This is a genomic window from Streptomyces sp. NPDC005706, assembly GCF_040631045.1.
In the GTDB taxonomy this organism is placed as follows: Bacteria; Actinomycetota; Actinomycetes; order Streptomycetales; family Streptomycetaceae; genus Streptomyces.
Genome location: NZ_JBEXYS010000011.1, coordinates 82,764 through 96,493, shown reverse-complemented (window position 1 = coordinate 96,493; position 13,730 = coordinate 82,764). Strand labels below are relative to the sequence as shown.

8 protein-coding genes and 4 pseudogenes are annotated in these 13,730 nt (G+C 65.1%); 3 read left to right on the top strand and 9 right to left on the bottom strand.

Annotated features, from left to right (window positions below):
• Positions 1 to 364: 364 nt before the first annotated feature.
• Positions 365 to 1,173, bottom strand: a pseudogene (locus ABZ478_RS19690) (IS701 family transposase); the annotation flags it as partial.
• A gap of 56 nt (positions 1,174 to 1,229) precedes the next feature.
• Here ABZ478_RS19690 and ABZ478_RS19685 point away from each other — a divergent pair.
• Positions 1,230 to 2,794 (top strand): annotated as a pseudogene (locus ABZ478_RS19685) (ISAzo13 family transposase); the annotation flags it as partial.
• A gap of 113 nt (positions 2,795 to 2,907) precedes the next feature.
• Here ABZ478_RS19685 and ABZ478_RS19680 read toward each other — a convergent pair.
• Positions 2,908 to 3,280 (bottom strand): annotated as a pseudogene (locus ABZ478_RS19680) (transposase); the annotation flags it as partial.
• A gap of 131 nt (positions 3,281 to 3,411) precedes the next feature.
• Between ABZ478_RS19680 and ABZ478_RS19675 the strand changes: the two are divergent.
• The gene (locus tag ABZ478_RS19675) at positions 3,412 to 3,630 is read left to right on the top strand and encodes a hypothetical protein (protein ID WP_359551046.1); all 219 of its coding nucleotides are present in this window, start codon (positions 3,412 to 3,414) and stop codon (positions 3,628 to 3,630) included.
• Positions 3,631 to 3,678: 48 nt separating this feature from the next.
• On the opposite strand, the gene ABZ478_RS19670 is transcribed toward ABZ478_RS19675, so the two are convergent.
• Positions 3,679 to 4,107: a hypothetical protein gene (locus ABZ478_RS19670; RefSeq protein ID WP_359551252.1), complete on the bottom strand. Its 429-nt coding sequence runs from the start codon at positions 4,105 to 4,107 to the stop codon at positions 3,679 to 3,681.
• A 15-nt stretch (positions 4,108 to 4,122) separates the two neighbouring features.
• Positions 4,123 to 4,318: pseudogene (locus ABZ478_RS19665) on the bottom strand (TetR family transcriptional regulator); the annotation flags it as partial.
• Between the two features lie 1,023 nt (positions 4,319 to 5,341).
• Between ABZ478_RS19665 and ABZ478_RS19660 the strand changes: the two are divergent.
• Positions 5,342 to 6,223, top strand: a complete 882-nt coding sequence (locus ABZ478_RS19660; RefSeq protein WP_359551043.1) for a glycosyltransferase family A protein — start codon at positions 5,342 to 5,344, stop codon at positions 6,221 to 6,223.
• 71 nt (positions 6,224 to 6,294) lie between these two features.
• Here ABZ478_RS19660 and ABZ478_RS19655 read toward each other — a convergent pair whose 3' ends face one another.
• From ABZ478_RS19655 to ABZ478_RS19635, 5 genes are all read right to left on the bottom strand, one after another.
• Positions 6,295 to 8,118, bottom strand: a complete 1,824-nt coding sequence (locus ABZ478_RS19655; protein ID WP_359551040.1) for a glycoside hydrolase family 35 protein — start codon at positions 8,116 to 8,118, stop codon at positions 6,295 to 6,297.
• Positions 8,115 to 8,384 carry a hypothetical protein gene (locus ABZ478_RS19650; protein WP_359551038.1) on the bottom strand — a complete coding sequence of 90 codons (270 nt, stop codon included), beginning with the start codon at positions 8,382 to 8,384 and terminating at the stop codon, positions 8,115 to 8,117. The genes ABZ478_RS19655 and ABZ478_RS19650 overlap by 4 nt, the downstream gene beginning before the upstream one ends.
• A 292-nt stretch (positions 8,385 to 8,676) precedes the next feature.
• Positions 8,677 to 9,501 (bottom strand): glycosyltransferase family A protein, encoded by an 825-nt coding sequence (locus ABZ478_RS19645; RefSeq protein ID WP_359551035.1) that lies wholly within the window; start codon positions 9,499 to 9,501, stop codon positions 8,677 to 8,679.
• A gap of 1,314 nt (positions 9,502 to 10,815) precedes the next feature.
• Complete coding sequence (locus tag ABZ478_RS19640; protein ID WP_359551032.1) at positions 10,816 to 11,949, bottom strand: IS630 family transposase; 1,134 nt, start codon at positions 11,947 to 11,949, stop codon at positions 10,816 to 10,818.
• Between the two features lie 235 nt (positions 11,950 to 12,184).
• The gene (locus ABZ478_RS19635) at positions 12,185 to 13,282 is read right to left on the bottom strand and encodes a glycine amidinotransferase (protein ID WP_359551030.1); all 1,098 of its coding nucleotides are present in this window, start codon (positions 13,280 to 13,282) and stop codon (positions 12,185 to 12,187) included.
• Between the last annotated feature and the right edge of the window lie 448 nt (positions 13,283 to 13,730).

The window sequence follows — 13,730 nt, the reverse complement described above, 5'->3', positions numbered from 1 at the left end:
CCATCTCGATGGCTACCGCCCCCCGCCCGGTCCGATCCATCCCCCAGCCTGGGCGTATAAAAGTGCGTAGTGCATGCCCTTCTTTTAACCGTGGCGGGAGATGCACACGCGTTCACCCCACGTTGGACCGGACCCACAGGACCGACAGCGCGGGGAAGGAGCTTCGCGATGCGCGAACTCCCCTGGCCTCAAGGGGGCCTAGTACTGCAACGGTGCTTGTTCTGATTGCTGGGCAGTTTTCAGGGACTGTGGCCCCGTCGTTTGTAGTGACTGAGGCGGGCCTGGTGTTGGCGCCTGCGGCGCCATGTCGACCAATGCAGGATGTGTTCGACCGGGGTGGGTCGGCGGTCGGTGAGCCGGGTGATCAGTCGTCGGATCTCGGCAAGGTTAAGGCGGATGAGCTGGGAGGATCCGTTTCTGCTTTGTCCGTGTCCAGTTCTCGGGCCCGCAGCACTGGCAGGCGTGGGCGGCCATGGCGAGGGTCATGTGGCGGTGCCAGCCGGGGTAGCGGCGGACTTGGTAGTCGTCCAGGCCGCACTCCTGCTTCGCGGTCTGGAAGCACTCCTCGACCGCCCATCGGCTGCCCGCGATGCGGATCAACTCGTGCAGAGTGGTGTCCGCGGGACAGTAGGCGATGTAGTAAGAGATCTCCTCGGGCCTGCTCACGCTGCGACGGGCGATCATCCAGTGCCGGCGGTCCTCGCGGTGCCAGGGCCTCACCTCAACGCGGGCCCAGTCATAGATCCGCCGGCCGTGGGCTCCCTCACCGCAGGAACGGCGTTCCGACTTCTGCCGGGGCAGAGCGGGGAACAGATCATGGACGGGGTGGTCGATCGACCAGCAGGTGACGACGGTGTCATGCCGAGTGGTGGCCATGGCGTGGAAGACGTCCGCCTGCTCGAGCTCGAACCGCCAGCCCTTGGAGAAGCCGTAAGCGGCGTCCGCCGTCACCCAGCCGAACGGGATCCGGTCGGCGATGGCCTTGCGGACCATGGCCTTGGCCATCGCCACCTTCGTCTCGAAGGCGACACTGTCGTCGATGACCGCTCGCCGACATCGCTCACGGTCATCCGTCCACGACGTCGGCAGATACAACCGCCGGTCGATCAATGTGCGTCCGCGGACCGTCGCGTAGGCGAGGAAGACCCCGATCTGGGAGTTCTCGGTGCGTCCCGGGGCTTGTATTTCAATTAGTGCTTATTCAGGCGGAGTTGGTGGGACGGTGGACCATGACCGTGCGTGCACCCGTCACTGCCTTACGGGCCAAGTTCGATCGGCTCCTGCCGCATCTCGACGAGCGCCCCCGTCGGCTTTACCTGGCGAGCGAGGCCGCGGCCATCGGCCACGGCGGGATCGCTCTGGTTGCTGCCGCCTCTGGGACCAGTTCCGCCACCATCGCGCGTGGCGTCACCGAGCTGGCCGGGGACCCGGTGCCGACGCGGAGGGTCCGGGCTGCGGGAGCTGGCCGCAAGCCGTTGACCGTCACCGATCCCGGTTTGCTGGCGGCTCTGGAGGCGTTGATTGAGCCGCACACCCGGGGTGATCCCGTCTCCCCGTTGCGGTGGACCACCTTGTCGCTGCGGGCCCTGGCCTCGACTCTGACGTCACAGGGCCATCCGGTCAGTGCCGCAACCGTCGGGCGCTTGCTGCGCGGCCTCGGCTATAGCCTGCAGGGCACCGTCAAGACCACTGAGGGCGCCAGCCATCCGGACCGCGACGCCCAGTTCGCCCACCTGAACGCCGCGGCCACCGCCTTCCTCGACGACGGACAGCCGGTGATCAGCGTCGACACCAAGGCCAAGGAATGGCTCGGCAACCGAGACCGGCCTGGTCGCACCTGGCGGCCAGGCGAGGACCCGATCAAAGTCGACTGCCACACCTTCACCACCAGCGACCAGCCTGTCGCCATCCCGTATGGGATCTACGACATCGCCCCCAACACCGGTTGGGTCAACGTCGGGACCGACCACGACACCGCCGAGTTCGCGGTGGAGTCCATACGCCGCTGGTGGCAGCGCCGCGGACAGGTGCACCACCCGGACGCAACCCGGTTACTGATCACCGCCGACGCCGGCGGCTCGAACGATCCCCGCCGCTGGACCTGGAAGAAACACCTGGCCGCCTTCGCCCTGGAGAGCGGCTTGGAGATCACGGTCTGCCACTTTCCGCCGGGCACGTCGAAAGGGAACAAGATCGAACACCGAATGTTCTGCCACATCACCGCGAACTGGCGCGGCCGACCACTGACCAGCTACCAGGTCGTCATCGAAACCATCGCCGCGACGACCACACGCACCGGGCTGACCATCGATGCCGAGCTGGACACCGGCAGCTACCGCCTGGGCACTACGGTGACCGCCGCCGAGTTCCAGGCCCTGCCGATCACGCCCGACGCGTTCCACGGCGACTGGAACTACACCATGGCGCCAGTCCCGCCCCGAACGCCACAGACGCCGGCGACCGCCCGGCGGATCGACCCCGACCTGACCACGATGCTCAGCAATCCGGCCCTGACCGGCATGCCGCGGTCCGACTTCGAACGCCTGGTGGCAGTCTCCGAGCCGTACTGGGACGCGCTGGCCGAAGCGGCCTTCCAGCGACGCTTCCACCGTCCTCGCAGTTACCTCCACCCGCAGACCAGCAGCCTGGACCACTACCACCGCCTCCTGGCAGCGCTCTTACGTAGACGCAGGGCGATCACCAGCACCCTCCTGGCCCAGCTGCTGGGCGTTACCCGCACCAACCTCTCCAACCAGTTCCAAGACGGGCACCGGCTCCTGGACCTGCATCGGATCGCCGTTACACCGCTGCCTGGGTCGCCCGCCCGGACCCTCGGACAGGTTCGAATTCACCTGCTTGTCGAGGATCAACCGAAAGATCAACCCTGATAGTTATTCAGAAACAGGCCCCCGCGGTGCCGGAGTACTGCCGCTGGACCCGGCCGAACGGACACCCTTCTTCAGGAAACCGGTGTCATCGACGATGAGCACTGCATCCCGGTCACCGAGGTGTTCCACGACGTAGTCACGCACGTCGTCCAGGACCTCCTCGGCGTCCCACTCGATCCGGTTCAGCAGCCGGTGGATGCGATCGGGACCGCCATGACCAGCCTCCTCCGCCAGCGTCCAGCCGTTCTTCCGCTCCAACGGCGCGACCAGCCCCGCCTATAAGCAAGAGCCGACTGACGCGGCTCCTCCCGGCTGAACCGGTGCATGAACCACTCATGCACCGCCTCGAGCTCACCCGCCCACAACCTGACATCAGCAAGGTCCCCACCCATAACCAGACCAACGACTCAACTGGCCACCAGTCACGGCAAGCACCGTTGCAGTACTAGCGGTCAGCCCTTCGCTTTGGGCCTTTTACGGCTTCGCGGTCCTCGGCAACCTCGGTTACGGCGCCTACAGCGCCGTGGACCAGGCGCTGATGGCCGAAGTGCTGCCCAGCGCGGGCCACCCCGCCAAGGACCTGAGGATCCTCAACAGCGCTAACACCGCGCCACAGATCGCAGCGCCCCTGATCGCACTGGCCGTTGTGCCGACCCTCGGCTTCGCAGGGCTCTTCACCCTAGCGGCCTTCAGCGCCCTGACTGGTGCCTCCTGCATCAAGCCGATCTGCCGGGTTCGCTGAAGTGTTTCCACCACAATGCTGCTTCGCCTTCTCCACAGGGACACCAGGTCACAGGACGCCGTCGCGGGTACCGGCGGCCGGTGCATGCATAACGCGCTCGTACACGGAGCACCCATCGTCGATGATCAGCGAGGTGCGGGCGAAGACCGCCTGCGGATGCATGAGAAGGATCCCGGTCTCCGCTGCCGCCTGGTGATCGAGCCGTCGCGGTCGTGGCCGGTCTCTTGGCCGACCGCCTGGTCTAGCAACCGTAGACGCCGGGCCGGGGTTCCGGTCGAGAATGAGCGGCTGGGGACCACTCGGCGACGGGGCCGTCTTGCCGGCGACGTACAGGAATTTGGTGTAGACCGACGGTCCGAACCCGGGGATGCGGCCCCGCAGCCCCGCGGAGGCTGCTTCGGCGCCGTGTTTGCGCAACCTGGTGACCGCTTCGGCCAGCATCGTGGGCGGATCCTCGACGTCCAGGATCTTGTGCAGGGCGGCGGGGCGGCCGAGCGCGTCGCGGTCCGCGTAGTGGTGGTAGGGGGTCGTCGGTGACACGCCCGCCAGCCTCGCCACCGCCTGGAGCGACAGCGCGGCGCTGCTGTCCTCCTCGCGCAGCCCGCGCGGCGCGCAGACAGGCGGCGCGCAGATCGCCGTGGTGGTGGGCGCCGCCCCAGTGGACGTGCCCCTCCCCATCTGTTGACATGCTCGCGTTCTAAGGTGGGATGATGCTGCGTGAACATGCTCACTATGGCGCAATTTCCAGCATGAAAACCCATCGGGTGGCTGATTTGCGCGGGGATGGCTCCTATGCGAGGAGTACAGAGAAGATTTCGACACCGCTCGCGGTGGGCGGAAGCCGCCACAGCAGGTCTCGTCACCGTGCTCGGTGCGGCCCTCCTCACCGCCCCCCGCCTTGAGGCGAGCGCGGCGACACCGTCGAGCGGGGTACTCGACGACGCCCACAAGAGTGTGACCTGGCAGAGCCCGGTCTATCCCGCGGAAACGGGGTCAGCGCGTCGCGAAGCTCGACGTCGCCTGGGTCGGCAACGGCTACGGCATGGCGCTCGACGCCTGCGACAGGGCGAAGAGCGGCCTCGAGGAGAACAGCGACGCGCGTGGCTTCGGTAGCCGCGATGGAGTGACATGAGAGATGAAGACGACGGGCGCCCGGCGTGCCGCCCGCAACTATGGGGCGGCTACGGGCGCGGTTCCAAATTCGACTGCTCATGGTGCCAGCAGCTCTTTCTGCCAGGCAATGAGCGCTCCCAACGGGGCGAGGAGATGGCATCACCGGGAAAGAACGGTCCTCCTCGCCGGCGTTACCGGACAGCTCGCCGCGCTGAGCTCATGCGGACGGTGATGGTGTTGCTCGCAGCAATCACCACCATGGTGGCTGCGGTGGTAGAGGTGTTGCGAACCTGACTGGGTGCCGCCGCCGAGCCGGAGGCCGGCGTCGAGGGTGGCGACGATGCGGGCACAGCCGCCGGCCACGCCGTGCTAGCCAGGCGACGAACTCGTGGGTGCCGCCGTCGGAGTAGGTCCGGATCAGCGTCTGCCAGCCGCGCCGGTAGCGTTTCGGCAACTGGGCCCGAAACCGGCGGGGACACTACGGCGAACCGCCACCGCTTAACAACCCAAGCTCGGCGAAGGAGTCGAGGCTGGGGGATCTTTGATTGACCACAACCCCACATCGCCCCTAACAGCAACTAGCATTCCCTCACGAGAGGTGCAGTCCTTGAAGACGTGCGAGGTCTCTGTCATCGTCACCTGCTACAACTACGGAAGGTTCTTGCGACGCGCACTCGATAGTGTGCTAAGACAGAGCTTTTCTGACTGGGAAGTCATCATTGTCGATGACGGCAGTTCCGATGAAACTCGTGAGGTCCTGCATAAGTTCATGGAAAGCCATGACCAGGTGAGGATCTCGACGCTTCACGTACGGAACGGAGGGCTGGCGAAGGCGCGGAACCTGGGTATTGCGCTCGCGCGGGGCACCTACGTGACGTGCCTCGATGCGGATGACTCGTTCGCGGCACACGCCCTCGATGACATGGTGGCCGCACTCAGAGAAAACGAGAGCATGGCCGTCGTACGTCCGGGGATGAGCATCTTCGAGGAAGTTGAGCACGAGCGCCGCCTGCTACAGGTGGACATCATGCCCGAGTACTCGCTTTCAGACCTGGCCGTGGAGAATCTTGCGCCCTACTGCTCCATGTTCCGCTGGGAAGCGTGGCAGGAGGTAGGTGGCTACGACGAGACCATGCCAGCCTATGAGGACTGGGACTTCTGGCTCTCGCTGGGCGAGCGGGGTCACACCATGGGCAGGACCTTCCGGTCCTCACTGTGCTACCGACTCAACCGCGACGGTCTGTTGCGCTCCTCGCGAGGACGCGATCTTGAGCTGCGTGCACGCATCGTTAGGAATCACCCGCAGGTCTACGACGAGGCTGCACAGGACCTGGCAGCCATGGTTCTCGACGGTGCACGTGTCGATGAGCTACTGACGCAGGATCCGCATGGGATCTTCAAGGGTTCCCGGCGGGCGCGCGAGTTGACATCGCCTGCGCCGCGCCGGCGCTCAACGCCATCTCGAAACGATCACCGCTGAGATAACGTCATTGGCTACGTACGTCAATCGCCAAAGCCGTCCTCACCCTGGAGCGGCGATGCTGAAGAGGCTCAGTCGAGCGTTTTGATGTACTCATTGGTAGGCCCGAGGTCGGGCCTACCACACAGATGCAGGCGTTCACCGATGTGCTCGAGCTCCAGAACGGTGATCAGGTTGTCTCCGACTCGCAGCAGCGGTGCGGGAACGTAGAGAGTGTTCTGGGGCCCGATGTGCCAGTAGCGGCCCAGAAGCGTCCCGTTGACCCAGACAAAGCCCTTACCGAACCCGGGCAGAGCGAGGAAGGTGTCGGCGGGTGTGGAGACGGTCAGCCGGGCGGTGGCGAATCCCGCAGTACCAGCGGGAGGCGTCGCCGATACGGCCCTGTGGAGATCCGACCGTGTCCACTCGTCCAGCGGCACCTGATGCATCGTCCAGCCGTGGACAAGTCGGTGCTCCACCTGTACGCCGCCGAGAATGCCCTTGCCCTGTCCGAGCAGCGGCCCGTAGTTGATCCGGCCCTGGTTCTCCACCAGCAGTTGCAGCCGCACTGTCCTGCCCGTGCCGCTGACGGTGAACGATGACGTCGCCTGGTCCAGTACGGCTGTCGGTGCGCCGTCGACGAAGACTTGAGCCCGGTCATGCAGTCCGCTAACGGTCACCTGTTGAGCGCCCTGTGGCAGCACCGGATGGGCTGTGTACAGGACCAACCCGGAGGCTTGGCCGAGTTCCTCGAAACTAAGCGGCACCGGCGCGCGTAGTGGCTCGGACACCGCAGTGACAGCTTCCAGGAGTCCTGCAGACCGGGTCACGTCGAGGGTCTGGGCCTTCAGCAGGGACGGGTCGGCCGGAACAGGCGGCAGAGGGCGGCCGCTCACCGCGGCCAGTTCCTCACGCATGTCGAGGAACTTTTGGGTCACTGCGCCGTGTTCGGCGATGGGCGCATCTGAGTCGTAGCTGGTCACGGTGGGCTGGATGGTCGAGCCATCGTGATTGGCGCCGGCCCAAAGACCGAAGTTGGTTCCTCCGTGAGCCATGTACAGGCTCACCGAGCCGCCAGCGTCGAGGATGCTCTTCAAGGTTGCGGTGGCGTTCGGCGACGGGCGTGTGTGGTGCTTCTCACCCCAGTGATCGAACCAGCCGTTCCAGTACTCGGCGCACAAGAATGGCTCCTCGGGCCGCCTGGAATGCAGTAGCTCCAAGGCGCTTGCGGGCTTCGAGCCGAATGTGGCCGACATCAGTTCGCCGGGGACGGTGCCGCCGTCCAGCATGAGCGGTGTCGGGCCGTCGGCCGTGTAGAGCAGCTCGGTGATTCCCCGATCCACCAGGGCGTCGCGTACCCACTGCATGTAGGTGTGATCGTCGCCGTAGCTGCCGTATTCGTTTTCGATCTGCACGGCGACGACGGGGCCGCCCTGGTTGGCCTGCAGTGCGGCGATTCGGGGGATGAGTTCATCGAACCAGTCGGCGACCGCGTCGAGGAAGGGCCGGTAGCTGGTACGCAGGCGCATGCCTGGAGTTCCTGTCAGCCAGGCCGGCAGTCCGCCGTTGTCCCATTCGGAACAGATGTATGGTCCCGGACGGACAATGACGTCGAGGCCGGCTTCCTGGGCGAGGCAGATGAACCGCTCGAGGTTTCGCCAGCCGTCGAACTGGACGGCGCCGGGTGTGCGCTCGTGGAAGTTCCAGGCGACGTAGGTATCGACCGTGTTGAGCCCGAGGGCGGCCACCCGCTCCAGGCGGTCGGCCCACTGCTCGGGGTGCACACGGAAGTAGTGCAGGGAGCCAGCCAGGATGCGGTGCGGGCGTCCCTTGCGCAGGAAGACGTTGTTGGAGTGGGTCAGTGTGGCCGTCGTGCTGTCGGTCGGTGTGGCGGTCGCGATGTGAGTAGGGCTCACTTGATGGCTCCGGCGGTCATGCCTGCGCGCCAGAACCGCTGGAGCGCGAGGAAGGCGATCAGAAGAGGGGCGATGGATACCAGTGACCCGATGACGACACGCGGTGGCGGGACGGCCACATGGCTGGCGTTCCAGCCGACCAGGCCCACGGCTACGGACTGGAGCCGATCGTCACCGAGGATTATCGGGAGGAGGAGGTGATTGTTCCAGATTTCGACGAACTGGAACAGGAAGATGGTCACCCGTACGGGCAGCATCATCCGCATTCTCACCTCCAGAAGAGGCGGAGTTCACCGGCACCGTCGAGCCCGCCGGCCTCCAGCACCTCGTCGGGCACGGTTTGCGCGGCAAAGACGCGCGCGAGGTATGCCCCGAACGGACTTACCACGCTGAGCACTAGCACGGCCATTGGGTTCAGGTCGATCGCGTCAACGGCGGTCCGCTGTTCCCACTCTCCGCGGAGCAGATGACGGGCCGCCCCGCGCAGGCCTGGCCGCTTTCTCGCCGTGCGGAATCTTTTGGTAGGGCACGGGCCACAATGATGTCGTCTGTCATGGGTCAGGTCACGGCGCCGAAGTCCGTGCTGATGTCTTCGCCCCTCAAAGTGCGCGCATGGTAGGAAAGGTTGAAGATGGCGTGTGGCGTGCCCGTGGCCAGTTCAGCGTCGACCTCTTCCCCGGCGAGTATGCGCTCAGCCAGGTTCTGGGAGGCGGCGTCGTAGACCTTGGGGTGCTCGGCCACGATGGTGGCGCGCAGGACGAGATCACGGCCGCGATGCCGGGCGAACATGCCGTCAGTGCTGGTGCGGTAGTGGAGTAGCGGTTCGGCGACTCGGGTCATGTGGCTGCCGTACTCGCCGAGGGTGATCCAGAAGTTCCAGTCCTCGTAGGCCGGCATTCCCTCGTGGTAGCCGCCCACTCGCTGCCAGGCCGTGCGGCGGAACATGGCGCAGTACGGCGCCTGGTTCACGGACGTCGAGGCGTCGAAGTCATACTCCGGATACTCCCAAATCCCTTCCTCCACGCCGAAGGATTGCAGGAAGGGCCGGGCCACGTCCGCGGACTGCTCGCGGTCCAGCGCGGCTGACAACCTTTCCAGCGCAGTGGGGGAGAAGTAGTCGTCGGCGTCGAGGCAGGTGATGTACCTGCCTCGGGCCACGCTTATGCCTAGGTTGCGGGCCCGGCCCAAGCCGCCGTTGCGGGTGAAGAGCAGAGTCACTTTGCGGTGGGGGTGGGCGTCGGCGAAGGCCTGAGAGATGTGGCGCGAAGAGTTGGTGCTGCCGTCGTCGACGACGATCAGCTCCCAGTCTGCCAGGGTCTGAGTCAGGACGCTGTCTAGGGCCCAAGGCAGGACGGTCGCGTAGTTATAGGAGGTCACGACCACCGAGACGAGGGGGTTAGCGGATGAGGGACGCATGTGGCCTTCCAAGCTGGGTCGATGACGTCAGGGTCGTTCCAGACCATGCTGAACTGAGAGCAGTATGTATGAATCTGATTGAACTAATCGAGTTCCATGCAGATTCCATCGAGCAGCACTGTAATGCTCACCATGGGGAACAACACTCTCAACGCAACAGTGGGCAGCGACCGGGCGCAACCCCCCGTGCGCCAGGCCGATGGCACCTTTCGGGTCGAGCCCACCATGGACGGTGTCCGGTGATGACCGCGTCGATCAGGGCCTGGAGCTCAACGGGTGGGTTCTTGTCCGTCCAGGCTTGCCACCATCGGTTGAGGGTGAGGGCTGGGGTGAGCCAGGAACGGATGGCGCGTAAGGCCCTGGGCCAGCAAGGCTCGTGGGACCGGGCCGGCGCCCCTCTCTGACCCCTCGTTGGGGCACGGGTCCGGTGCGGTGGAGTCCGGGTGGGCCGAACCATTGGTCCCAGCAGAAGGAGAAGGCGCAGTTGACCAGGGTTTGGTGGCGGCGGATGGCGCGGTCGGAGCGGATCTGGAAGTCGGCCTAGCCCAGTTCGTCCTTGATCTGTTTGTAGCTCTGCGGCGGTGGAGGGTGCTGGTGGTGGCGGGTCGAGCGGGCAAGCCCATGCGGGCGGGGATGCGGCGAGTGTGTGGCCGCGGTCGGCGATCGAGCGGGCGAGGATGCGGTGGCGTTCGGCGAGGTGCGTGCGCCGGTGCTCGGGGGTGTCGGGGTGGTTAAGGGCCCGGAGTCGGCGACCCAGTCGGGTATGCGGCGCGGTGGTTGGGCCGGTGGAGGCGCAGCTGGGCGTGGATTTGTCGGTGACGGCGTCGGCGCGGGCCAGCGCCGCGCGCCCAGTGCCAGCGCTGGTGGACGGCGGCGCGCCACGTCTTGAGGTTGCGGCGGATCGCGGCCAGTGAAGTGGCGCCAGCGGCAGCACAGTTGATGGCCTGCCTCAGCGCCGCCTCCCGCGGCTGAAGGTTCCGGGTGCGCTCCAGCAGGGCGAGCAGGTCAACCGCCTCCCCATGCCGTTCGAGCATGCCGTCGGTCACCGGGACGCAAGATCGAGGTCCGGGGAACGGACACGGGCAGCCCGAAGGGATGGTCCACCTCGCGGGTGATCGCTTCCGCAGTCCCCTCGCGGAACGACGACCCCTTCCCCTCCTCGAGGAGGTTTCGGTGCTCGACACAGCGGACGCCCGCGCGCAGGTCCCGGTTGGCGCCGCGGGGATGGTAGGCGGGCACGGTGACGTAGCGGTTGTGGTTCAGAGACACCCTAGTGCCGCATCAAGCAACGTTCGCCCTGTCTACGACCTCGCGTAGGCGTTCGTCGGCAGCGTGCTTGTTCCGCCAGATGATGTAGCGGCGGATCATGCTGCCCTGCTCCTTGTGGCTGGCATGATCGGTGCCGTCGAGAGCGAAGTAGCGCAGGGCTGTGAACTGGGCTTCGATGCGGTTGAGCCAGGAGCTGTTGGTCGGCGTGTAGGCGAACTCGACGTTGTTGGCCGCTGCCCAGTCGCCGACCCGGGTGTCCTTCTTTGTGGTCAGGTGCGGGGAGAAGTTGTCGAGCACGATCGCGATGCGGATCTCGGGCGGGTAGAGGCTGCGCAGGTAGCGGCAGAACTCCAAGAATCTGGTCCGGTTCTTCTTCGGCTTGATGTGGCCGTAGAGCTTGTCCCTGCCCAGGTCGTAGGCGGCGAACAGGTGGCGGACCCCGTGTGGTCGTGTGTAGGTCGCCCGGCGTCGGGGCCGGGGCCCGCGGCTGGGATCCTTGTACTTCCCACCGCGCTCGGCCCAGTGCCGGCCGGGGTGGGGCTGGAGGTTGAGCGGCCCGAACTCGTCGAGACATAAGACGACTTCGGGCTCACCGTCCTCAGGGACCACCTCCCCGTCGGCGATCGCGTAGAGGTGCTCGACGCGGGCCTTCTTGGCCGCGTAGTCGGGGTCGCGTGAGCTCTTCCAGGTCTTCACGCGTTGAAACGAGACGCCCTCCTCGCGGAGCAGTGCCCGCAGGCCCTCGTGGCTGATGTCGTCGACCACCCCCTCGGCGACCAGGAAGTCGGCCAGCTTGGCCAGGCTCCAGGTCGAGAACGGCAGGCCATGCTCGGCCGGCTTGGACTTGGCGATCTTCTTGATCTCACGGCGTTCGGGGAGGCTGAAGGTCTTGGGCCGGCCGCCCTTGTACTTCGGATAGAGCGAGTCGAACCCGTCCGCGTTGAAATTGTGGATCACATCTCTGACCCGGTCCGGGCTGGTGAACGTCACCTCGGCGATCTTCGCCACGGGCATGCCCTGGGCGGATAACAGCACCATCTGGGCCCGCCGCCAGGTCACCACCGAACCGGTGCCTCTACGGACGATCCGCAGTAACCGCCTGCCCTCGTCGTCATCGATCTCCCGGACCTGCACACCTTCAGCCACGCGATCATTCTGGCCGTCCGGCGCCGCCCAGGACAGCAACAGAGTGATGCCTCATCGCAGGGCGAACGTTGCTTGATGCGGCACTAGCTGTAGCGCTCCATCGCCGGCATGCTTGAACATGCTCGATATTCCGGCTTACGATGCACGAACTGACATCGATGCGGGAGGAGTCGATGCTCGATGCATCACCCTGAACGCGCCCGATCGGGCGAGCTGCTACCTCAAGGCGCCCCGGTCAGGCGTTGTAATCCTCCAGCGGGCCCTCTCGCACGGTGTCGAGCGTGAAGCAGTGGAATCCACCGCCGAACAGTCGTCGATGGCGATGCTGAATGGGAACGGCAGTGAACCCCTCCTGCTCCAACGTCTTGATCAGCTCGACGCATTCAGCGTTCACCAGGACAGTCTCCGGGTCGACCGACAGGACGTTCAGGTCGATGTAAGGGCTTGTGAGCACCAAGTCTTTGTTGTCATACGTAGGGAAATGACCCGCATCGGGCTGAGGAGGGACGATGAACTTCCAAGCATTGAAGGGGGCGGGCAGCAACTGCCTGAGATCCTCGTGGCGGGCCAGGAAAACTCCTGGCCGCAGGGCCAGCAGCATGCTGTCGATGTGATTGTCAGCCATTCGAAACACGCGGTGCACGCGATATGTGCCGGCCACATGGCGCTCCAACCAGTCACAAGCGGCCGCATGGTTGGCATTAGCGATGTTGACAATGACGTCGCGGCCCAGTCGCAGGCACTGTGCTCCGTCGAGCATCATCTCGTGACCCACGTCGAACGGAGACGTCTGCGGGTCCTCAATCGGCTCGGTCGGTCCCCCCAGGGTCGTCTCTGTGTCACGGGCGTATGACAGGTCAAACGATGCGTCAGTGAGGATGGGCCTGGGCATCGTCGTCCAGCGTGCGCCGCGTTCGTAGTAGGCCCGGTACACCGGAGTAAGCAGGCGGGTCTCCAGGTAGCGGGAGCGGATTGCCGGCGGGGTTTCGATGATCTCATCGCCGAGAATTAGAGTGTTGTCACGGATGTTCAGCGGGGGCACAGGGAGAGCGCTCCAGCCGAGTCCACTGATCGATTCGGCATTCGGAGGAAGCGGCATCGGGCGATGCACCGTGACGCCGATTTCAGCGAGCGTCTGAGCCAGGCCCTCGACGTCCTCGTGAAGCTCCTCGACGTACTGCTGCTTGATCCGCCAGCTGCGGTGCTCCATGGAAGAGCCGTCGGCCTGCCGAAGACGGGGGTAGGCCCAATCCGAGCGGAAGAGGTTCTCGTGAAAGAAGAGGTCGAATGACAGCTCACGATCATGCGACACGTAGTTGGCCGCCGACCCCACTACAACTTCTCGCAGCGGGGACCAATCATTGTGACTGTTAAGGTGCATCGCGGAGCGTCTCCATCCAATTAGTGTCAATTATCAGTAAAGGAAGCCAGTGAAACGCTCGCCGGCCGCCTGATAAAGATCAAGTTGCCGATCCCGCCCGGCCGCAACTTGGTATTGCATTGTTGAGAGCAGCCGAATCGGTTGGCGCGGCTCAGTCGTCACGGCCGTCCAGCGAACTTTCCCATGATCGGTGGTTGACAGGGTGGCGTCACTGCACAGCAATGCCTCGGACGATTATCTCCGTGATGCGAGCCTTCCTCACCGGAACCGACTCGGTCAAGACCCCTCACGAGTTTTTGTACAAACGATTTGCGCAAACGCGAGTGCACCCTTCCCAAAGGCCTTGCGGCTACATCTGTAACAAGTCGCGGACGGCTCTTGACGAGCGAAGCAATCGCTA